Origin of the sequence: Roseovarius sp. CAU 1744 (assembly GCF_039839345.1) — a bacterium.
Taxonomy (GTDB): Bacteria; Pseudomonadota; Alphaproteobacteria; order Rhodobacterales; family Rhodobacteraceae; genus Roseovarius.
In genome coordinates, this window is the sequence record NZ_JBDOQV010000002.1 from 155,358 (window position 1) to 177,144 (window position 21,787).

19 protein-coding genes and 1 pseudogene are annotated in these 21,787 nt (G+C 63.4%); 14 read left to right on the forward strand and 6 right to left on the reverse strand.

Translation table 11 applies throughout. The features are described from left to right. Positions 1-166: 166 nt before the first annotated feature. Complete coding sequence (locus AAFO92_RS04680) at positions 167-2,242, forward strand: 4Fe-4S binding protein (protein ID WP_347533499.1); 2,076 nt, start codon at positions 167-169, stop codon at positions 2,240-2,242. Then, positions 2,239-3,144, forward strand: a complete 906-nt coding sequence (locus tag AAFO92_RS04685) for an FAD:protein FMN transferase (protein WP_347533500.1) — start codon at positions 2,239-2,241, stop codon at positions 3,142-3,144. Before AAFO92_RS04680 ends, AAFO92_RS04685 begins: the two co-directional genes overlap by 4 nt. Here AAFO92_RS04685 and AAFO92_RS04690 read toward each other — a convergent pair. Together AAFO92_RS04690 and pedF are read right to left on the reverse strand one after the other, a co-directional pair. Continuing rightward, positions 3,141-4,043, reverse strand: a complete 903-nt coding sequence (locus AAFO92_RS04690) for a transporter substrate-binding domain-containing protein (RefSeq protein ID WP_347533501.1) — start codon at positions 4,041-4,043, stop codon at positions 3,141-3,143. The genes AAFO92_RS04685 and AAFO92_RS04690 overlap by 4 nt on opposite strands. Positions 4,044-4,057: 14 nt before the next feature. After that, positions 4,058-4,741 carry a cytochrome c-550 PedF gene (pedF, locus tag AAFO92_RS04695; protein WP_347533502.1) on the reverse strand — a complete coding sequence of 228 codons (684 nt, stop codon included), beginning with the start codon at positions 4,739-4,741 and terminating at the stop codon, positions 4,058-4,060. 125 nt (positions 4,742-4,866) lie between these two features. Here pedF and AAFO92_RS04700 point away from each other — a divergent pair, with 125 nt between their 5' ends. From AAFO92_RS04700 to AAFO92_RS04730, 7 genes are all read left to right on the forward strand, one after another. Then, a complete protein-coding gene (locus AAFO92_RS04700) occupies positions 4,867-6,054 on the forward strand; it encodes an ABC transporter substrate-binding protein (RefSeq protein ID WP_347533503.1) in 1,188 nt (395 codons plus the stop codon). Between the two features lies 1 nt (position 6,055). After that, positions 6,056-7,012: a YVTN family beta-propeller repeat protein gene (locus AAFO92_RS04705; RefSeq protein ID WP_347533504.1), complete on the forward strand. Its 957-nt coding sequence runs from the start codon at positions 6,056-6,058 to the stop codon at positions 7,010-7,012. A gap of 164 nt (positions 7,013-7,176) precedes the next feature. Further along, positions 7,177-7,710, forward strand: a complete 534-nt coding sequence (locus AAFO92_RS04710; RefSeq protein WP_347533505.1) for a tetratricopeptide repeat protein — start codon at positions 7,177-7,179, stop codon at positions 7,708-7,710. 242 nt (positions 7,711-7,952) lie between these two features. Next, positions 7,953-9,719, forward strand: coding sequence for a PQQ-dependent methanol/ethanol family dehydrogenase (locus AAFO92_RS04715; RefSeq protein WP_347533506.1), 1,767 nt, complete (start codon positions 7,953-7,955; stop codon positions 9,717-9,719). 165 nt (positions 9,720-9,884) lie between these two features. After that, a complete protein-coding gene (locus AAFO92_RS04720) occupies positions 9,885-10,580 on the forward strand; it encodes a response regulator transcription factor (protein WP_347533507.1) in 696 nt (231 codons plus the stop codon). 27 nt (positions 10,581-10,607) lie between these two features. After that, positions 10,608-11,792, forward strand: coding sequence for an FIST N-terminal domain-containing protein (locus AAFO92_RS04725; RefSeq protein ID WP_347533508.1), 1,185 nt, complete (start codon positions 10,608-10,610; stop codon positions 11,790-11,792). Continuing rightward, positions 11,782-14,001: a PAS-domain containing protein gene (locus tag AAFO92_RS04730; protein ID WP_347533509.1), complete on the forward strand. Its 2,220-nt coding sequence runs from the start codon at positions 11,782-11,784 to the stop codon at positions 13,999-14,001. Before AAFO92_RS04725 ends, AAFO92_RS04730 begins: the two co-directional genes overlap by 11 nt. Here AAFO92_RS04730 and AAFO92_RS04735 read toward each other — a convergent pair. The 4 genes from AAFO92_RS04735 to AAFO92_RS04750 all read right to left on the reverse strand — a co-directional run bounded on the left by AAFO92_RS04735 (position 13,998) and on the right by AAFO92_RS04750 (position 17,965). Then, positions 13,998-14,345, reverse strand: a complete 348-nt coding sequence (locus AAFO92_RS04735) for a DUF779 domain-containing protein (RefSeq protein ID WP_347533510.1) — start codon at positions 14,343-14,345, stop codon at positions 13,998-14,000. The two genes, AAFO92_RS04730 and AAFO92_RS04735, sit on opposite strands and share 4 nt — an antisense overlap. A gap of 59 nt (positions 14,346-14,404) precedes the next feature. Next, positions 14,405-15,952: an aldehyde dehydrogenase family protein gene (locus AAFO92_RS04740; RefSeq protein WP_347533511.1), complete on the reverse strand. Its 1,548-nt coding sequence runs from the start codon at positions 15,950-15,952 to the stop codon at positions 14,405-14,407. A gap of 463 nt (positions 15,953-16,415) precedes the next feature. Further along, positions 16,416-16,523, reverse strand: a complete 108-nt coding sequence (gene pqqA, locus AAFO92_RS04745; protein ID WP_347533512.1) for a pyrroloquinoline quinone precursor peptide PqqA — start codon at positions 16,521-16,523, stop codon at positions 16,416-16,418. 254 nt (positions 16,524-16,777) lie between these two features. Beyond that, complete coding sequence (locus AAFO92_RS04750) at positions 16,778-17,965, reverse strand: phosphoglycerate kinase (RefSeq protein ID WP_347533513.1); 1,188 nt, start codon at positions 17,963-17,965, stop codon at positions 16,778-16,780. Positions 17,966-18,095: 130 nt separating this feature from the next. Between AAFO92_RS04750 and AAFO92_RS04755 the strand changes: the two genes are divergently transcribed. The 5 genes and pseudogenes from AAFO92_RS04755 to AAFO92_RS04775 form a co-directional block, all read left to right on the forward strand. Next, positions 18,096-18,602: a peptidylprolyl isomerase gene (locus AAFO92_RS04755; RefSeq protein WP_347533514.1), complete on the forward strand. Its 507-nt coding sequence runs from the start codon at positions 18,096-18,098 to the stop codon at positions 18,600-18,602. Beyond that, a complete protein-coding gene (locus tag AAFO92_RS04760; protein ID WP_347533515.1) occupies positions 18,595-19,140 on the forward strand; it encodes a peptidylprolyl isomerase in 546 nt (181 codons plus the stop codon). The genes AAFO92_RS04755 and AAFO92_RS04760 overlap by 8 nt, the downstream gene beginning before the upstream one ends. Before the next feature lie 13 nt (positions 19,141-19,153). After that, positions 19,154-19,903, forward strand: coding sequence for a DUF4336 domain-containing protein (locus tag AAFO92_RS04765; protein ID WP_347533516.1), 750 nt, complete (start codon positions 19,154-19,156; stop codon positions 19,901-19,903). A gap of 156 nt (positions 19,904-20,059) precedes the next feature. Then, the gene (locus tag AAFO92_RS04770) at positions 20,060-21,028 is read left to right on the forward strand and encodes a DUF3179 domain-containing protein (protein WP_347533517.1); all 969 of its coding nucleotides are present in this window, start codon (positions 20,060-20,062) and stop codon (positions 21,026-21,028) included. Between the two features lie 50 nt (positions 21,029-21,078). Next, positions 21,079-21,732 (forward strand): annotated as a pseudogene (locus AAFO92_RS04775) (DUF1194 domain-containing protein); the annotation flags it as partial. Positions 21,733-21,787 lie beyond the last annotated feature (55 nt).

The following is a 21,787-nucleotide window of genomic DNA, read 5'->3' on the forward strand; positions in this document are numbered from 1 at the left end:
AAGATAGGGCGGTGTCGGGGCGAGAGACAAGCGATGACCGGTCAAAGCGCAAGCCGGATCGGTCAGTTTTTCGCCCCAAATGCCCGCAGGGCCTTCGGCGCCGGACTGTCCGATATCCGACCAACGTCGAATATTGCGTCCGGCTTGCAGCGTCTACCATTCGTCCATGAACGCGCTCAGGACGTATCTCGCCTCGCTGGCGCTGGTGCTGCTTCAGGCGGTCTCCGTCTGGGCGGAGCCGATGAGCCGTGCGCAGATCTCGGGCTTTGTCGTCCCGCCCTATTCGCTTGGCGATCAGGTGAATGACAAAGGCGTCTGGACGCTGCTGAACTCCGGCGGGGCGGAGGCCGGATACGTTTTCGAAACCGGAGAGCTTGCACCCTTGCCCGGTTTCTCCGGCGCGACGATCAACGTGTTCGTGATGCTCGATCCCGAGGGGCGGTTCATCGACGTCCGGCTGATCGAACACAACGAGCCGATTTTCGTCTCGGGCCTCGGCGAGGCACCGTTCCACGCGTTTTTCGAGCAATATGCGGGGCTTTCGATTTCGTCGTCGATCGTTGTCGGCACGCCCTATGGCGATGGCGGCGGAGGGTCGTCGCTGGTCTATCTCGACGGGGTCACCAAGGCGACCGCAAGCGTGCGTATCGCGCATGAATCGATCCTTGCGGCGACGCTGGCGGTGGCGCGTGAGAAAATGCAGGGCCTGTCTGCAGGATCCGCGGCGCGGCCTGATCCGGCGTATGAGGTCGACCTGACATGGCAGGATCTGGTGGCGCAGGGGCTGGCAACGCGCAAGACCGTTACCAATGCCGAAGTGGATACCGCGTTTGCAGGTACGATCTGGGCCGATGACGACCCCGACGCCAGCGCCGCACCGGCCGAAAACTACCTCGATCTCTGGATCGTGGATGTCGGTCCGCGCTCCATCGCGCGCGCCGCCCTGTCCAAGAGCACCTATGCCGAACTGCAAAGGTTCCTTGAAATCTCGCCCGAGATGGAACCGATCCTGCTGATCGACGGGGGGCGGCACGGGCTGGTGTCCGGGGATTTCGTCCGCAACACCGCGCCCGACCGCATCTATCTGGAACAGGGGGGGCTGCCCATAGCCCTGCGCGACGCCGATCTGCTGGTTGAGCTTGCCGATGGCGTTCCCGGCGGCACCGCGATGATCGTGCGGACCGACAGGCGGCTTGGCTTTGATCCGGCGCGTGCATGGGTCTTGCAGGTGCAGGCGGTACGGGAACACGGCATGTTCCACCCCGAAATCGGCAGCGTGATCTTCGAGGCCGTTCACGAGACGGACGAAAGATTCTTCCTGCGCGAAGACACGATTGAGCCCGCGCCGCCGTGGCGCGAGGCAATTCGGAACCGGTTTTCCGATCTGGTCGTGCTGGCGGTGTTCCTGACCCTTCTGGGGGCGGCGCTGCTGGCCGGTATGACCCGTTTTGCCATGCTCAGAGGTTTTACGCCGATCCGGCTCGCCGTGCTTGGCTTCGTCATCGCCTTCGTGGGCTGGTCGGGGCAGGGGCAATTGTCCATCGTCACCGTTCTGGCGACGTTGCGCACGGGGGTTGAGGGCGGCAGCTTTGCCTATCTGCTCTACGATCCGTTTTCACTGTTGGTCTGGGGGGCTGCGATCCTCGGCCTTGTGCTCTGGGGGCGCGGGTTCTTCTGCGGCTGGCTCTGCCCCTTCGGCGCGATGCAGGAGTTCATGCACCATGCGGGCAGATGGCTTCGCCTGCCCCAGATCGTGCCGTTGGACCGCTGGGACCGGCGTCTGAAGCTTGTGAAATACCCGCTGCTCGCGGGGCTGGTCGCCACGGCTTTCGTGGCCCCGAACCATGTCGATACCGCGGCAGAGATCGAGCCCTTCAAGACCGCGATCACCGTGTTTTTCGTGCGCGAGTGGTATTATGTGTTTTACGCCGCGTTTTGGCTGATCCTCGGCCTAATCCTGTTCAAGGGTTTCTGCCGCTATGTCTGTCCCCTGGGCGCCTTCATGGCGATCGGAGGGCTGCTGCGGGGGCGGGACTGGATCGACCGGCGCGCGGAATGCGGCAGCCCCTGCCAGCTTTGCAAGGTAAAGTGTAAATACGGGGCGATCGACCCGCGCGGCAAGATAGATTATTCCGAGTGTTTCCAATGCCTTGACTGCGTAACGATCTACGAGGATTCCAGCCGCTGCGTGCCCCTGGTGCTGGCTGGGCGGCGGGCGAACAAGGAGGTAGCGGCGGAATGATCGCGCGCAGACGATTCCTTGCCATCTCGGCGGCAGCGGCACTTTGCAGCTCCGGCGCGCGCGCCGGCCCGCGTGCCGGGCAGCGCACATGGCGCGGCCATGCGCTTGGGGCGGCGGTCAGCGTGACGCTCAGCGCCGATGTCGGGCGGTTCGGGCGGCTGATTTCGCGGATCGCGGCGGAACTGCGCCACATCGAAGGGCTTTTCAGCCTCTATGATCCGGCATCCGCGTTATCGCGCCTCAACCGCACCGGAATTCTCAACCACCCGCCGCCTGAAATGGTGGCACTGCTGAACCAGGCCGCCCGATTGCACCGGGTTACCGGCGGGCGCTTCGACCCTACGGTCCAGCCGCTATGGCAGGCTCTGGCCGCGGGCGGGGATACAGCGCGGGCACGGCGCAAGATCGGCTGGGGCAGGGTGACGGTCGATCCGGCGCGCATCCGGCTGGGGTATCGGCAGGCGCTCACCCTGAACGGCATTGCCCAGGGCTATGCCACCGACCGGATCAGCGCCCTTCTGCGGGACGAGGGGCTGAGCGAAATCCTGGTCAATATCGGCGAGTTTTCCGCCGTGGGCGGCCCGTGGCGCATTGGCATTGCCGATCCGGCGCATGGCCTGATCGCAACCCGCGAGCTGCACGAAACCGCCATCGCAACCTCCAGCCCGGCGGCGCTGCGGCTGGCTGATGGCCGCGCGCATATTCTTGACCCGCTCGGTGAACCGGGGCGCGCCTTTTGGTCCACTGTCAGCGTCGAAGCCCGCAGCGCGACCATTGCCGACGGGCTGTCGACGGCGCTGTGCCTTGCGCCGCTTGACAAGGCGCAATCCATCCTTCGCCACCTGCCCGAGGTGAGGCGGGTGACTTTCGTCGACGACGCGGGAACCGTGCGGCTGCTTTAGCGTATTTCCGGCGGCGCAAAGCTTAACCCGTGATCGGCGAAGATCCGGGCAATTCGACCGTCTTCGATCCCGCGATAGATCGCGTCCTCGACGCTGTAGGCCAGCGGTCGGTAGGCGAAATGCACCGCCACGCCCAGGGTCCAGTTCCCGACCGCAAAGCCCGGCATCGGCGGTGTGTGCACCGCAAGCGCGTCGGTCAGCCCGTGTTCCAGTTGCGAAAGCGGCCCCATTGCCGCGGCTGTCTCGCCCTCGGCAAGCGCGGTCATCGCCTCGGCGGCGGTCGGGTAGCGGTTAATCTTGTCCTGCGCCGCGGCACCCAGCAGGTTGGTCAGGTAGAAATCGGCAATCGTATCGTTCTGGACGGCCACCGTGTCATAGCGGAAATAGGCCGGAACTGGGGCGCTGTCGGGGTAAAGGTCCCTGCGGTAGGCGATGGCCACCTGCTCGACATGGTACTGGCCCGTAAATACAACCTGCTCGACCCGGCAGGCATAGTTGCTGTCATAGGGCACATGCAGCATCACGTTGGCGACACGTCCGCCGATGATCGGGCCTTTCCAGACCCAGTTGCGCAGGTCCTCATCGAGGTTTTCGCCAGCGGTGACAAGGTTGAACCTCGGCTCCACCCCCAGCTCCTCGGCGATCAGGCGGCCGATCTCGATATCTACTCCGGCGGGTTGACCGTTCTGTTCATAGGACCAGGGCGGGAAACGTTCGAACGCGGCGATTTCGATATAGCCGCGTTCGACGATGGTATCCAGATCCGCCCCCACGATATCACGCGAGGCATTTTGCGGTTTGGGCTGCGGTACGTGATCCTCGCATCTGGCCTGCGCACCCTGTCCGGTGCAGGCGATGCAAGCGGCAAATACGAACGCGGTCAGATGCCGTGCGATCATGTCGCCCCCTTGGTTCAGCGTGCGGCAGAGAGCCCGATTGTAAGGGTTTCCGCGGCGGCGGCAAATCGCGGCGCTTCGCCCGAGATCATCGCTGCCGCCCGCAGCGCGATGCTGTCCGCGACCGGCGCACCCGAGCCGGTTTCGATCTGCGTCGCGATCTCGCTGAGCTCGTCCTGCACGGCTGCGACCTCACCATTTTCCGGCGATGCGCCTTCCCATTCGGCAAGCTGGTCCCGAATTTCCTTCAGCCGCGCGTTATGATCGTCGAGCGCGCCGTCATCGGGCCGGGTTTCGATATAGGTCCGGATCGCCCAGGCCGCCTTCTGACCCAGAAGGTCACCGAAGGCCGGCATCTTGGTGATCCCATTCTGGGTCATGCCGACGCGGAACCGTTCGACATACCATTCGTCGCCGTATTCTTCCGCCTCAAGATAGCGCAGGTCCGGGGCAAGCCCGCCGGACACGCCACCAAGCCCGTGGCAGCGCGCGCAATTCTGGTTATAGCCGGAATCGCCGATGTCGATCGCCGCCTTCCATACCTCTTCACCGGCGTCGCGATAGGGGTTCTCGGTCAGCCAGTCCTCTCCGACATCGGGCAGGGAATCGGTGTTGACCGGCTGCGGCGCGACATCGCCATGGGACCAGGCCGCGGTTGCCGTCGCGATCACATAGGCCGACGTGACTATTGTTCTCAGCATCCTTGCTCCTCCAACTTCAGCTGTTGTCCCTGATTACATCGCCACGGAAGCCCGGCATATTCGACCTTGGTTCAACCCGCGCCCCTACTTTGGTCGAATGTTGAATGGCCGCGCCCGGCGATAAAATGAGTGAAAAGGGAGGAAACGTGGCCATGCGCTGGATGATCTGTCTTGTGTGCCTGATGCTTTCGGGACCGGCGCTGGCCGAGGTGTCTTTGTCCGTCGGCTATCTGGAACAGCAGGTGGCACGCCCTGCGGTCCTGTCGAATCTCGACCCCGTGCCGGATGATCTGGGCGCGGCGGGCGCCCAGCTTGGCCTTGCCGACAACCAGACCACGGGGCAGTTCCTTGGCCACAGTTACACGCTCGACATCGTCCGCGTCGCACCGGGAGAGGATGTGACGGCAGCAGCGGCGCAGATGCTGGCGGAGACCCGGTTTCTGGTTATCGACGCCCCCGCGGCGGTGCTTCTGGAAATTGCCGATCTGCCGGGGGCAGAAGGCGCGATCATGTTCAACGTTTCGGCATCCGACACCGCGCTGCGCGATGCGGCGTGCCGGGGCAATCTTTTCCATACGATCCCCTCGGTGGCGATGCGTGCCGACGCGCTGATGCAGTTTCTCCAGTACAAGCGCTGGATCACGCCGGCGATGGTCTCGGGTCCGCATGACGCCGATCTGAGTTTTGCAGAGGCGCTGCATCGCTCGGCACGGAAATTTGGCCTGGAAATCGGCGCGTCGAAAACATGGAACTTCGAAGCCGACATGCGCCGCAACGCCGCGCAGGAAGTGCCACTGTTCATGCAGGATCTGGGGGACCATGACGTGCTGCTGGTGGTGGACGAGGTCGACGATTACGCCCGCTACATCCCCTACAACACATGGCTGCCGCGCCCCGTCGCCGGATCCGTGGGCATCGTGCCCGTCGCCTGGTCACGGGTGGTCGAACAATGGGGTGCGGCCCAGTTGCAGAGCCGGTTCACCGAGGCCACGGGACGGGACATGCGGTCGACAGACTATGCCGCCTGGGCCGCGGTGCGGGCCCTGGGCGAGGCGGTGACGCGCACCGGCTCTGACGACCCCGCAACGCTTCGCGCATACCTGGTGTCGGACGGGTTCGAGCTTGCCGGGTTCAAGGGGAGGGCCATGAGTTTCCGCCCGTGGAATGGCCAGCTCCGCCAGCCGATCCCGCTGGTGACGCCCCGCGCATTGGTGGCGCAGGCCCCGCTCGAAGGGTTCCTGCACCAGAGTAACGAGATGGACACGCTGGGGATCGACGCCCCCGAAACCGCCTGCACAGAGTTCGAGGACTGAAATGAAACATCTGATCACGACGCTTTTCCTTGTCACCACCCCGGTCGCGCAGGCCGGGGAAATCTGGATCAGCAATGAAAAGGACGACACGATCAGCGTGATTGATGTCGAAACGCTGGAAGTCACCCGCACGATCCCGACAGGCGAACGTCCGCGCGGTATCACCTTTTCCAAGGATTACAGCCGCCTCTATATCTGCGCTTCCGATAGCGACACGGTGCAGGTGATGGACCCGGCAAGCGGTGAAATCCTGCATGACCTGCCTTCGGGCGAAGACCCCGAGCAGTTTGTCCTGCATCCCGATGACAGGCACCTCTACATCGCCAACGAGGATGACGCCGTGACAACGGTGGTGGATATCGAAACCCGGCATGCGGTCGCCCAGATCAATGTGGGCATCGAACCCGAGGGAATGGCCGTTTCGCCCGATGGCGCCACCGTCATCACCACGTCCGAGACCACGAACATGGCGCATTGGATCGACACCGAAAGCCAGCAAATATATGCCAATTCGCTTGTCGACAGCCGCCCCCGGCATGCCGAATTCACCCATGACGGCAGCAAGCTATGGGTCAGTTCCGAAATCGGCGGCACGATCAGCGTGTTCGAAACCGAGGGCCAGGCCGAGATCGCCAAGATCGGGTTCGAGGTGCAGGGCGTCCATCCTGACCGGGTGCAGCCGGTGGGGTTCGAGTTCACCGAGGATGGCAGCACCGCCTTTGTCGCGCTTGGCCCGTCGAACCATGTCGCGGTGGTCAATACCAACACTTACGAGGTGAAGGATTACATCCTCGTGGGTCGCCGGGTCTGGCACATGGCGTTCTCACCCGACAAGACGCTGCTCTTTACCACCAATGGCGTTTCCGGAGATGTGACCGTGATCGACGTTGCCCGGCGCGAGGCCGTCAAATCCATCAAGGTAGGTCGTTTCCCCTGGGGTGCGGCGACGCGGCCGTAAGCAGCTAACACGCGTAAGGCCCTATCTCCGTTTTGCGCGACAGGGCGCACCGGACAGGCGGGCAGGGGCGTTCTGTGTCAGCAGGTCTGACCTGTTCTACGACCCCAAGGCGGGTGAAAACCCGGGAATGTGATGCTAGGCTGCGCCGTGAAGGAGGCCGCAGCATGTTGAAATCCCTCGCCATCGTGACCCTCACCCTTACCGCGGTTCCGGCCTTCGCGGAACCGGGCGGGGTGCTCAACCCCGAGGAAATGACGATTGGCCGGATGATGGACAACATACGCAACGGCCACACGGATATGACGACCTGTGCCTCGGGCTATTTCATCACCAAGAGCGGCCGCCACGGCATGGCGCGTGAACTGTTCGAAACCTGTGCAGGCGCCGGCTATACCGGCGCGATGACCTGGATGAGCCAGCTCGACAATAACGGGCTGGGCGGCGATTACGATCCCGAAGCGGCGGCGGAATGGGATCGGCGGGCAGCCGAGGCCGGCGATCCGGTCGGTCAATTCAACCTCGGCCTCAACATGATTCGCGGTCACGGCGTGGCGCGCGATGTCGAACAGGGACAACGGCTGATTGATGCCGCCGCCGAAAGCGGTTTGCCGATCGCGCAGCGCATGCGGGCGGCGGGCTATGACCCCGAAGAGGTGACGCCCGACGCGGATCGCTGGAAATACGCGCCGCTTTTCTGATTTGCGCATTGGCCATCCCGGTCGCCGCTGCCCGGGCCTGTGGCATTCAGCCCCTGCAAGCTGCGGACGGGGTGGGAACCTTCGTCATGACGTCGGAAAACACAGGTTTGGCTGACCTCATCAACGTCTACGACCTTTGTGCAATTTCACCATCGCGTCGCTGCTCCGATAATACCGGCAAGCCGATGATCCCGTATGTCGACGGATCTACCTCGGCTCGGTTGGACCAAGGGAGGACGAAGATGAACCGGTTTATCATGGCGGTCACGGCAAGCCTTGTCGCGGCAGGTATCGCGCAGGCGGAAGTGACGGAAGAGGATCTCAGGAACGATCAGACGATCACAACCCAGGTGGTTACCAACGGGATGGGGCGGCATCTGCAACGCTACAGCCCGCTTGACATCCTGAATCGCGACAATGTGCAGAATCTCGTGCCGGCCTGGGCGTTCTCGCTTGGCGGTGAGAAACAGCGCGGGCAGGAAACCCAGCCCCTGATCTATGACGGGATCATGTATATCACCGGGTCGTATTCGCGGCTTTACGCGATCGACGTGAAAACCGGTGAGGAGCTCTGGCAATACGACGCGCGCCTGCCGGAAGGGATCCTGCCCTGCTGTGACGTCATCAATCGCGGCGCCGCGATCTTTGGCGACAAGATCTATTTCGGCACGCTGGATGCGCGGCTCGTGGCGCTTGACCTCAAGACCGGCGATGTCGTCTGGCGCGACAAGATCGGTGACTACAAGGCAGGCTATTCCTACACGGCCGCGCCGCTGATCGTGAACGGCCTGGTCATCACCGGCAATTCCGGCGGCGAATTCGGGATTGTGGGCGAGGTGCAGGCGCGTGATGCGGAAACCGGTGACATTGTCTGGACCCGGCCGGTGATCGAGGGGCACATGGGCACCCTGAACGGCGAGGAAAGCACCATGACCGGGACGCTGAACGCGACCTGGCCGGGGGATATGTGGAAAACCGGCGGCGGGGCGACCTGGCTGGGCGGTTCCTACGACGCCGATACCGACACGCTGGTCTTTGGCACCGGCAACCCGGCGCCCTGGAACAGCCACCTTCGCAATGCCGGCACCCCGGTCGACGGCAACGCCGGTGACAACCTTTACGCGGCCAGCCGCCTGGGGATCGACCCGGCCACGGGCGACATCAAATGGCATTTCCAGACCACCCCGCGCGAGGGCTGGGATTTCGACGGCGTGAACGAGGTGGTGGCCTTCACCGGATCGGATGGCAAGAACTATTTCGGCACCGCCGACCGCAACGGCTTCTTCTATATCCTGAACCGCGAGGATGGCGCATTCGTCGCCGCGCATCCTTTCGTCAAGGACATTTCCTGGGCCGAGGGGATCGACGAGAACGGCCGTCCGATCTTCAATGAAGAAAACCGTCCCGGCGATCCCACGGCCGCAGCCGATGGCAACAAGGGCGAGACGATCTTTGCCGTTCCCTCGTTCCTGGGCGGCAAGAACTGGATGCCGATGGCATTTAGCCAGAACACCGGCCTGTTCTACGTGCCGTCCAACGAATGGGGCATGGACATCTGGAACGAGCCGATCGCCTACAAGGAAGGTGCGGCCTATCTGGGCGCGGGCTTTACCATCAAGCCGCTGTTCGAGGATTACATCGGCTCGCTCAAGGCGCTTGACCCGATGAGCGGCGAAATCAAGTGGGAGTTCCAGAACCCCGCGCCGCTCTGGGGTGGCGTCATGACCACCGCGGGCGGGCTTGTCTTTACCGGAACGCCCGAGGGCCATTTCATCGCCTTTGACGATGCGACCGGCGAAGAATTGTGGAGCTTCCAGACCGGTTCGGGCATCGTCGGACAACCGATCACCTGGGAGCAGGACGGCGAGCAGTATGTCTCGGTCATCTCCGGCTGGGGCGGCGCGGTGCCGCTTTGGGGTGGCGAGGTCGCGAAACAGGTGAGTTTCCTGAACCAGGGCGGCACGCTCTGGACCTTCAGGCTGCCGCGCCAGCTTGCCGGCAACAACTGAGCAGGTGTCAGAAAACGGTCCCGCACGCGCCTTCGGGCGCGTGCTTTTCGTTTGCGGGCCGTCGATACAAGGTGCTCGATCCAGCCCTACGCCTTTAGTCGCAAAGCAACGCCTGCTGAACTGTGCTAGGCTGGGCGCATAGTCGGCAGCGTGGAAACAATGAACATGTCAGCAACCGCCAAACAGGCCAGCGCGCCACTTCGCGAAGTTCTGGTCATCGACGACCACCCGCTCTTTTGCGAGGCGCTTTCGATGACCCTCAGGAACGGGATGACGGCACAACATGTCACCGTTTCCAACACCTTGCAGAATGCCCTTGAAACGCTGAAATCCGGGGTTGTGCCCGATGTTGTGCTGCTCGACCTGAACCTGCCGGATGTGGATGGCCTTGACGGGTTGGTGCGCCTGAAGATGGCAGTGCCGCAGACGCCGGTGATCGTGGTGTCCTCAATGTCGGAAAACGAGATGGTCATGTCCGTGATGCGTGAAGGCGCGGCGGGGTTCATCCCCAAGGATTCCCCGAAAGAGACCATCACAGAGGCGTTCCGGGTCATTCAGGCGGGTGGCAGCTATACGCCGCCAGACTATATCGCGCCCGATGACGATGACGGCATCGATGATAACGACGCCGCGGCGCGGCTTGCCACCCTGACGCCGCAACAGGCCTGCATCCTTCGCCTGATCTGCGAAGGCAAGCTCAACAAGCAGATCGCCTATGACCTTTCGATCGCCGAAACCACCGTCAAGGCGCATATGACCGCGATCCTGCGCAAGCTTGGCGTTCACAGCCGTACCCAGGCGGTGCTGGTGGCGCAGAAGGCAAAGTTCGACACGATCCTGAATTCGGGTATTGTCAACTAGACGAGGGCCAGGAAAACGGAAAGCGCAGTGTCAACAGACGGAGCCTTGGAACATGGCTTGCCGGATCTCGGACATGTTGTCCGACGCGCGGTAACGTCGGCACCGGCCCCGGACGCGGCCCTGCGCGAACTGAAAAGCCAGCTTGGACAAGAAAGGTTTGCGCTGGTCGTCGTATTCATCTCTCCCACGCATCTGTCGAATGCGCTGGCCGATGAGATCAACGCGTCATTCCCCGATTTTCCCGTGATCGGCTGCACCACCGCCGGAGAGATCGCACCGGATGGTTTCGCCGATGACACGATCGTCGCCGTGGGATTTCCGGCGTCGCATTTCTGCGCTTCGGTGCGGCTGGTGACAGACGCCGAGAAAGAGGACGGCGCCGGTATCGCGGAGGCGGTGCTCGATCAGCTCAGCGAGGTCGCCCGCGCCGCGCCCGACTGGCAGGGCGAATTCGCCTTCATGCTGAATGACGGCATGGCCCGGAACGAAGACCGGATGGTGTCACTGATCAACCCGGCGCTTGGCACCGTGCCGCTGTTCGGGGGGTCGGCAGGGGATGGGCTGAGTTTTCATGAAACCGCGCTCTTTGCCGAAGGCACGTTTCACAAGCGCGCCTCGGTGCTGGCGATCTTCCGCACGCGCTGCCGGATCAAGGTGTTCCGCTTTGACCATTTCGGCCCCACCGACACCCGGATGGTCGTGACCCGCGCCGATCCGGAACGCCGCCTGGTCAGCGAGATCAACGCCGAACCGGCCGCCGTCGAATACGCCCGCATGGTCGGCAAGGATCCGGGGCAATTGTCCCCCTTCGTCTTTGCCGCCAGCCCGGTCATGGTCAAGGTCGGCGGCAAGTACCACGTCCGGGCCATTCAGAAGGTCGAGGAGAACGGCGACCTGCGCTTCTTCAGTGCCATCGACGAAGGTCTGGTGCTGACCGTGGCAGAGCCCGAGGACATCGTGACCCATCTGGAACAGGCGATGGATAATCTTGCTGCGACGCATGGAAAACCGGACACGATCGTTGCCTGCGAATGCATCCTGCGCAAGCTGGAGATCGACCAGATACAGGCCCGGCGGCGCATCTCTTCGATCCTGGCCGAGAACCGGGTTGTCGGGTTTCACACCTATGGCGAGCAGTTCAACATGCTGCACGTGAACCAGACCTTCACCGGGGTCGCCATCTATGCGCCGGAGGAAGCCGATGCACCGTGACGCCCCTGCCGTCCCGCTGTTGCGCCCCGACGACGATCAGCCCCGGCAGATCGACAAGCTGCAGCGCATCGTCGACGTGCTGATGCACAGGGTCGAGGCCAGCGGCGAGGACGGCTTCAACAGCTATGCCCATTTCCAGACCGCCGTCGCGCTCGAGGCGCAGGTCAAGGCGCGCACCCGCGACCTGGAAGAGGCGGTGACGCTCCTGAATCAATCCCGGGCCCGTCTGGCCGAGGCCAAGGCAGAAGCCGAAACCGCGCGGGCGGACCTGTCCAATGCGCTGGAGGCGGTCAGGGAAGGTTTTGCGCTGTTCGCACCGGATGGCCATCTGATCATGTCCAACCGGCGCTTTGCCCGGATGCTTCCGGATGTGGTGCGCCACATCAAGCCGGGGCTGCTGTTCGAGGATTACACCCGGCTGGTTTCGGAAAGCGCGGAGCTGGTGCTGCCGGGTGATGGCAGCGCCGAGGCCTGGCGCCGCAACCGGCTGCGCCGCCTGCGGCAGTTCCACGCCGATTTCGTGGTCGAGCTGAAGGATGACCGCTGGATTCAGGTCAGCCAGCAGCGCACGCCGAACGGCGGCACCGCCATCCTGCAAACCGAAGTGACCGACATGGTGCAGATGGAGCGGCGCGAGCGGGACAAGCTGCTTGACGATCAGGCCCGGCTGATCCGGGCGACGCTGGATCACATCAACCAGGGGATCTGCATATTCGACGCCGATGACAGGCTGGCCGCCTGGAACGACCAGTTCTTCGCGCTGATGACGCCGCCAATGGACCTGATGCGCACCGGCACCGGCTTCAGCCGTTTCGTCGATCACTTCAATACCGCACATATCTTCAGATCGCTGGACGCCCCGCAGGCGGTGGTCGATTGGGTCGCCGAACGGCGTAACCGCGAACCGCTCCGCGTCGAATTCCAGCGCGACGACGACACCATTCTCGATGTCTTCACCGACATGACGCCCGATGGCGGTTTCGTCATCTGTTTTACCGACGTGACCAAGGAACGCGCGATCACGGCGGCGCTGCATGAGGTCAACGAAACGCTTGAGCAGCGGGTCAAGGAACGCACAGCCGAGATGCAGAAGGCCCGCGATGCCGCAGAGCACGCGAACACCTCAAAATCGCGGTTCCTGGCGGCGGCAAGCCATGACCTGCTGCAACCGCTGAATGCTGCGAAACTTTTCATCTCGACACTTGAGGAAACCGAGATGAGCGAATTGCAGGCCGACGTCACCGCCCGTGTGAAGAGCGCGTTTGACAGCGTGGAAACCATACTCAGTGCTCTTCTGGATATCTCCAAGCTGGACGCCGGCACGTCGGCCACGATCTCGGTCTTTCCCCTGTACCGCTTGCTGACCCCGCTGCGCGAGGAATTCCAGGCCATTGCAGCGGAGAAGGGATTGCAGTTTCACGTCGTCGATTGCGGGCTCGAGGTCGAAAGCGATGCCTCATATCTCAGGCGCATCATCCAGAACCTTGCCTCCAACGCCATTGCCTATACGACATCGGGCAAGGTGCTGGTGGGCGCGCGGCGCAAGGGGTCGGACCTGCTGATTGAGGTGCATGACACCGGCCCCGGCATTCCGGCCGATCAGCAGGAGCGTGTGTTTCACGAGTTTCAGCGCATCGAACGGCAGGACACGGCCCCCGGCATGGGGCTTGGCCTGACCATCGTGCGCCGCGCCTGTGATCTGCTGGGCCATGATTTGATGATGGACAGTACCGAAGGCGTGGGCACCCGATTTGCCGTTCGCGTTCCCTTCCGCGATCCGGCACCTGCCGCGCGTGGCCAGAACGGGTTGCGCACGGCCCCCAAGATCACCTCGCTGGCCGGCATGATCCCCCTGATCATCGAGAACGAGGCCGAGGTCCGGTTGGGCATGATGGCGCTGCTTGACAGCTGGGGCGCCAGCCCGATCGAGGCAACCAATCTTGACGAGGCGCATGCGCTGATCAAGGAGCTTGGCGTGGTGCCCGACGTGATCCTGGCCGACTACCACCTGGATCAGGGCGAAAGCGGCCTTCACGCGATCCGCGAACTGCGCGATGCCAATGGGCCGATCCCCTCGGTCCTGATCACGGCGAACAGGTCCGAACAGCTATCTGCCAGCGCGGAAGAAGAGGATGTGCTGTTGCTTTACAAGCCCCTGCAACCAACCCGTCTGCGCAGCTACCTGAACACCCTGTTGAACCCGGCCTAGGTCATGCAGACGTCAGAGCGGGTCAGGAACCGTTTCCCGGTGCCGTTCTCAAGCGAAAACATGCCGCCGATCCCGGGGATCGCGTCAATGATCAGATTGGTGTGCTGCCAGCGGTCGTACTGGTCGGCGTTCATGTAGAATGACAGCCCGCCGACCACGCCGACCAGCACGTCGTTGTCACCGACGATGTAATCGCCGTCGGGATAGCACATCGGCGCGCTGCCATCACAGCAGCCGCCGGATTGATGGAACAGTAGATTCGGCCCGTACTGCATCTTGAGCTGCTCGATAAGCTCCAGTGCCGCATTCGTGGCCGTGACTTTCATGCTTGGGGAGTCGGTCATGGTTTTCTGCCTCAACGAAAGTGCCGGCCCCGGATCAACCGGGACCAGCCAGGGAGAGATCAAAAGAAGCCAAGCGCGTTGGCGTCGTAGCTGACCAGCAGGTTCTTGGTCTGGCGGTAATGATCCAGCATCATCTTGTGGTTCTCGCGCCCGATGCCCGACTGCTTGTAGCCTCCGAATGCCGCGTGGGCAGGGTAGGCATGGTAGCAGTTGGTCCAGACCCGGCCGGCCTGAATGCCCCGGCCCATGCGGAAGGCACGGCTGCCGTCGCGCGTCCACACACCGGCGCCCAGGCCATAGAGCGTGTCATTGGCGATCTCCAGCGCCTCGGCCTCGTCCTTGAAGGTCGTGACCGACAGGACCGGGCCAAAGATTTCCTCCTGGAAGATCCGCATCTTGTTGTGGCCCTTGAACACGGTGGGCTGGATATAGTTGCCGTTCTCAAGCCCGCTGTTCAGCGCCGCGACATTGCCGCCGATCAGCACGTCGGCGCCTTCATCCTTGCCAAGCTGCAGGTAGGACGCGATCTTTTCCATCTGCTCAGTCGAAGCCTGCGCGCCGATCATCGTGTCCATCGACAGCGGGTTGCCCTGTTGAACCTTGCCGACCCTCTCGATCGCCCGTGCGATGAAATCCTCGTAGATCGATTCCTGTATCAGCGCACGGCTGGGGCAGGTGCAGACCTCGCCCTGGTTCAGCGCGAACATGGTGAAGCCTTCCAGCGTCTTGTCGAAAAACGCGTCGTCGGCCGACATGATGTCTTCGAAGAAGATGTTCGGCGACTTGCCCCCCAGCTCCAGCGTCACCGGAATGATGTTCTGGCTGGCATATTGCATGATCAGCCGCCCGGTCGTGGTTTCACCGGTAAAGGCGATCTTGGCGATCCGGTTCGACGAGGCCAGCGGTTTGCCCGCCTCAAGGCCAAAACCATTCACCACGTTCAGCACGCCCGGCGGGATCAGGTCGCCGATCAGTTCCATCAGCACCATGATCGAGGCCGGGGTCTGCTCGGCCGGTTTCAGCACGATGCAGTTGCCCGCCGCCAGCGCCGGCGCGATCTTCCACGTCGCCATCAGCAGCGGGAAATTCCACGGGATGATCTGGCCAACCACGCCAAGCGGTTCGTTGATGTGGTAGGCGTAGGTGTTGGCGTCGATCTCGGCGACGGTGCCTTCTTCGGCCCGGATCACGCCGCCGAAATAGCGGAAGTGATCGACCGCCAACGCAATGTCGGCGGCGATGGATTCGCGGATCGGCTTGCCGTTGTCGATGGTTTCCGCGGCGGCCAGAAGATTGGTGTTCGCCTCGATCACGTCAGCGACCTTCATCAGCATGTTGGAGCGTTCCGCCAGCGAGGTCTTGCCCCAGGCCGGGAACGCCGCATGGGCGGCATCCAGCGCCGCCTCGACATCATCGGCGTTCGAGCGCGCAACCTCGCAGACGACCTCGCCGGTGATCGGGGTGGTGTTCTCGAAATACAGGCCCGATTTGGGCTCGGTGAACTCGCCGTTGATGAAATTGCCGTAGCGCGTCTTGAACGGCGTCTGGACGCCCAGATGGGACGTGTCCAGCGATGCGCTGAGGTTGAGTTGGTTTTGGACGTTCATAGGGTTCCTCCCGGAGATTTAGCCGATACGCCAACCCGCTCAGGCCGACGCCGCGATTCAGTATCCGGATAGTCGGGGTTTTGTCCGCATTGCGAAATTGCACTTTAGTCGCAGCGTCGTTTTATGTCCGTGAATGTCTGGTAACATATTGTTATCTAACGGATTATATTGGTACGAATAAAAAATTCGCGCCACGCCCGTCGAGGGCGCGATCACGAATGTCGCTGGGTAGGTCCGCTCGGTCAGCCGGGCACAAAACGCGCCCGGCACGCCCGTGATCGGGTGACTGTCCGCGCTGTAACGCGGCCGTTCCGAATTCACCCTAAAGTTGCATCACCCTCAGGTCGAGGTCGACTTGAAAAATCCCGGCACTCGCGGCCCGGGCAGCGCAATTGCGCAACCCCGCCCCGGCATCTGTGGCCAGGGCGAGGATCCGCAGTTCGGGATTCAATTCAGGTTGGGATCAGAACAGGTCGGGTTCGTATTCGCGGTCCTCATACTCGGACGGGGAATACATGTTGATTTCCATGCCGCAGTCGATTTCGCGAATCTCAGGTGCACGCCAGGCCATTTCATCCTCCACTATTAGACGGTCTGTTGCTGCGAGTGTAGCGCACAGGCCGGCCAGGGGGGTATGATCCTTTGGTCGTAGGTGGAGACGGGTACCAAATTCGGCGTTCGAGGATGCCCTGCCGTCAACCGCTGCCATCGGGGTTTCCGGTGCGCTGCCAGATATCAGGTCTGCGGCAGCAAAGCTCGTCTTGGCCTTGCTGCACCTGCTTTTGCAGCGGTTTCGACAGCCCGGATTTTCCTCAGATTGGCCCGCTATGCGCGCTGCAATGCCGCCACGCCGGGCAGATCCTTGCCCTCCATCCATTCCAGGAACGCCCCCCCGGCGGTGGAGATATAGGTGAAATCCCCCGCCGCGCCGGCCTGGTTGAGCGCGGCCACGGTATCACCGCCACCGGCGACCGAAATCAGCTTGCCCGCGCGGCTGAGCGCCGCGGCGTGGCGTGCAGCGGCGTTGGTGGCCGCATCGAAAGGCTCGATCTCGAAGGCACCCAGCGGGCCGTTCCAGATCAGCGTCTTGGCCTTATCCAGCGCGGCGGCCACGCGGGTGACCGATTGTGGCCCCGCATCCAGGATCATCGCGTCATCGGGGCACAGATGCGCGGCAAAGACGGCGTTCTCGGCGCAGGCGGCGAATTCACGCGCCACGACGATATCGGCGGGCAGGATGATCTCGCAGCCGGTGGTCGCGGCCTTGGTCATGATCGCGCGGGCGGTATCGGCCATGTCGTGTTCGCAAAGCGATTTGCCCACGTTCAGGCCCTGCGCCGCCAGGAACGTGTTGGCCATGCCGCCACCGATCACCAGATGATCGACCTTGTCGACCAGGTTGCCCAGCAGTTCCAGCTTGGTCGACACCTTGGCGCCGCCCACCACGGCCACGACCGGGCGCTGCGGTGCACCCAGGGCGGCCTCCAGCGCCTCGAGCTCGGCCTGCATCAGCCGGCCCGCGCAGGAGGGCAGGTGATGCGCGATCCCCTCGGTGCTGGCATGGGCCCGGTGCGCGGCGGAAAACGCATCGTTGCAATAGACATCGCCCAGCCCGGCCAGACGTTTGGCGAAGTCGGGGTCATTCGCCTCTTCGCCGGGGTGAAAGCGGATGTTCTCAAGCAGCAGCACGTCGGCGGCGCGGGCCTCGTCCGTCAGGTTCTCGGCCCCCTCCAGTGTTTCGATCAGCGTGACCGACCGGCCAATCGCCGCCTGCAGCGCGGGCACGACAAGGCGCAACGACATGTCCAGCACGACCTTGCCCTTGGGGCGGCCGAAATGCGCGATCAGCATCGGTTTGCCACCGCGGGCCAGGATGTCATGGATGGTCGGCACGATCCGGTCGATCCGGGTGGTGTCGCTGACGATACCGTTTTCGACCGGCACGTTGATGTCGACCCGGGTCAGCACCCGTTTCCCCTCAAGTTCGATGTCGTCCAGGGTTTTCCAACTCATGCCACCGGGCCTCCGTACCGTAATTCGCGCCCCTATTGGCGCGAAGCCCACCAAGGGTCAAGCTCTGCGCTTGGCAATCGTGGTGTTAACGCCTAGGTATCGGGGCAACCTAGCGACGAAGGAGAGCCAGATGGCCGAGATCAAAGACCCGGAAAACACCATCCTGATGGAACTGAAGGACGGCACCGTTACCATCGAACTGTTGCCCGACGTGGCCCCCGGCCATTGTGACCGGATGAAGGAACTGGCCCGTGCGGGTGCCTATGACAACGTGGCCTTTCACCGGGTGATCGACGGGTTCATGGCGCAGACGGGCGATGTTGCCAATGGCAACATGGAAAAGGATTTCAACCTGCGCGCCGCCGGCACCGGGGGCAGCGACCTGCCCAACCTCAAGGCCGAGTTCAGCGGCGTGCCGCATGACCGGGGCACGCTGGGCGCCGCCCGCAGCCAGAACCCCGACAGCGCCAACAGCCAGTTCTTCATCAACTTCTCCGACAACCATTTCCTGAACCGCCAATACACGGTCTATGGCCGCGTGACCTCGGGGATGGAACATGTGGATGCCATCACCCGGGGTGAGCCGCCGATGAACCCTGACCGGATGATCAGCGTGAAGGTGGCCGCCGATGCGTAAGCTTGCCATTCTGATGTCGCTGATGGCCGGGCCCGCGTTTGCCACCGGGCTTGAGATCCAGATCGCGGGCGAGGCGAACGGCACCGTCAAGATCGACCTCTTCGAGGACGTGGCGCCGGACCATGTTGCGCAGATTACCGCGCTGACCAGCGAAGGCGCCTATGACGGCGTTGTATTCCACCGCGTGATCGAGGGGTTCATGGCCCAGACCGGCGATGTGCAGTTCGGCAAGCAGGGTGACACCTCGGGCCGCGCCGGCACCGGCGGCAGCGAGAGGCCCGATCTGAAGGCCGAATTCTCGGCTATCCCCTTTGACCGCGGGGTGGTCGGCATGGCGCGGGCGCAGAACCCCGACAGCGCCAACAGCCAGTTCTTCATCATGTTTGCCCCCGGCCATTTCCTGAACGGTCAATATACCGTGGTCGGCCAGGTGACCGAGGGCATGGAGGTGGTCGATGCCATCAAGCGCGGGCAGGGGCAATCCGGGGCCGTGCCGGGCCAGCCCGACGTGATGACATCCGTGACCGTGGTCGAGTGACGGGCGCACCTGCATGACCACCTATCCCCCCCTCGGCACGCTCAAGCCCGTGGACGAGGGGATCTGGATCGTGGACGGCCCGGCGGTGATCTGCCGCCGGATGCCGATCTCGACCCGGGCCACGGTGGTGCAGCTGGCGGACGGGACGCTCTGGGTGCAGTCGCCCACCGGGCTGTGCGATGCGTTGAAAGCCGAGCTGGAGGCGCTTGGGCCGGTTGAACATCTGGTCATACCCAATTGGGAACACGGTGTTTTCCTGAACGAATGGCGCAGCGCCTATCCGAATGCGCAGGTCTGGGGTGTGCCGCCCGACGGCGCGCGCGGCAACGTGATCGAACATGACCACGACCTGGGTGGCGACACGCCCTGGCAGCATGAAATCGCACATCTGATCGTCGGTGGCAGCCGGGCCTATCGCGAGGCGGTGTTTCACCATCGCGCCTCGGCCACGCTGATTGTTGCCGACCTGATCCAGAATTTCGAGACCGCGCGGTTGCCCGCCTGGATGCGTCCGCTGATCTGGCTGGCGGGCACCGATGACAGCGCCGGCAACATGCCCTACCTGATGCGCCGCCGCTACAGCAATGCGGGGCTGGCGCCCTCGGTCGAACACATGATCGACTGGCGCCCGCGCCGCATCATCCTGTCGCATGGGCGCTGCTATGAAAGCGGCGCCGTGAAGGAACTGGAGCGGGTGTTCAAGAAGCTTCTGCATGAACGCCAGTGGAGCCGCGCATTGGACGACATGGACGGGCGGGCCTGAGGTTTTGCAGTCCGGCTGATGTCTTCGCTGCAGGCGGGGTGCGCGCCCAAGCACATTGCCATCACTGCACGATTTCTCACAATCGCGTGGTCCTGCTAGGCAGGAATGGCGCGTTCGCGCATCATTGCACCGTCCTTCAAAGCGGGAGATATGCGAATGCGTTTCCTGACACTTGTGGCGGTTTTTCTGGCGTTTCTCACCGGGCTGGCCCAGGCCGGGCCGGATATCTGGCGAAACGAATGGCCCAGGACGAATTTCGCGATCAACAGCGTCGACAACTGGTCGGAAATCCTTGATGGCGGGCCACCGCGGGATGGCATCCCTGCGATCAGCGATCCGCGGTTCCTGCGCGCCCGCAACGAGACCCGGATCAACGAGGCGGAGCCCGTCATGACGGTCGAGATCGGCAAGGCCACGCCGCGCGCCTATCCGATCCGATACCTGACCTATCACGAGATCATCAATGATATTGTGGGCGGTATCCCCATCGCGGTCACCTTCTGTCCCTTGTGCAACTCGGGCATCACCTTCGACCGGCGGACGGCAAAGGGCACGCTCAGCTTCGGGGTGTCGGGCAAGCTCCGGCACTCGGACATGGTGATGTATGACCGAGAGACCGAAAGCTGGTGGCAGCAGGCCACCGGCGAGGCGATCGTGGGCGACCTGACCGGCGCCAGGCTCAGGATGTTGCCCGGCTGGATGGAAAGCTGGGGACAGTTCAGGGCCCGCAACCCCGACGGGCTGGTGATGGCACAACCGGGATTCTCGCGCCACTACGGGCGCAACCCCTATGCCGGGTATGACAGCCGCAACCGGCCGATGTTCTTCAGCGGCGAGATGCCGCCGCATGGGATCTCGCCGCTGGCACGGGTGGTCCGGGTGGGCAGGCGCGCCTGGCCGCTCAGCCGGATCAGGGTGCAGGGCGGTCTGCAAGAGGCCGGTGTCAGCATCAGTTGGGAGGCCGGGCAGGCTTCGGCACTGGACAACGCGGTGATCGCCAGGGGCCGCGACGTGGGCACCGTGCGGGTGCGTGACAGCCGGGGGCGCGACGTTGTGCATGACGTGATGTTCGCCTTCGCGTTCCACGCCTTCTGGCCGGACGGGATCTGGATGGTGGGGCGTTAGGCGGGCCGGCAATCCTTGACCTGTTGCTCCGGTCATGTCCCAACTTGGCCATGTTCGTTCGGGCACTCTTACTGCTGATCATCGGCACCGCCAACACCTGCTGGGCGCAGACGCGCGTGCCGGTCGGTGTCGAACTGGTTCTGGCGGTGGACAGCTCGATCAGCGTCAGTGACGCTGAATACCATTTGCAGATGCAGGGCATCGCCCGGGCCCTGCGGCATCCCGACATTCTGCGCGCGGTTCAGGACCAGCCCGGCGGCGTGGCCGTCACGCTGGTGCATTGGAGCCTAGGTAGCCGCAACCGTCAGGCGGTGGGCTGGCACCGGCTGCGCGATGCGGCGGATGTAATGGCTTTCGCCGATAAGGTGGCCGCTGCACCCCGGCGGGGCGCCGGCCGAGGCACGTCGATCAGCGACGCCATCACCTATTCCACCCGCCTTTTCGCACAAAACACCTTTGCAGGGCAGCAGCTGAAAATCGACATATCGGGGGATTCGCGGCACAATTCTGGGCCGTCTCCCGGCGCGGCGCGCGATCTGGCGGTGCTGGCGGGGATCACGATCAACGGCCTCGTGATCGAAGATGGGGACCGCGGCCTGGCCGGCTATTACCGGGCCCATGTGGCCGGCGGGCCGGGAGCCTTTGTAATGAGCGTTGCCCGGCACGGTGATTTTGCCCGCGCGATGCGGCGCAAGCTGGCGCGCGAACTGGCGCCCGTTGCCGCTGACCGGCCCCCAAAGGCCGATCAGCCGCATGATG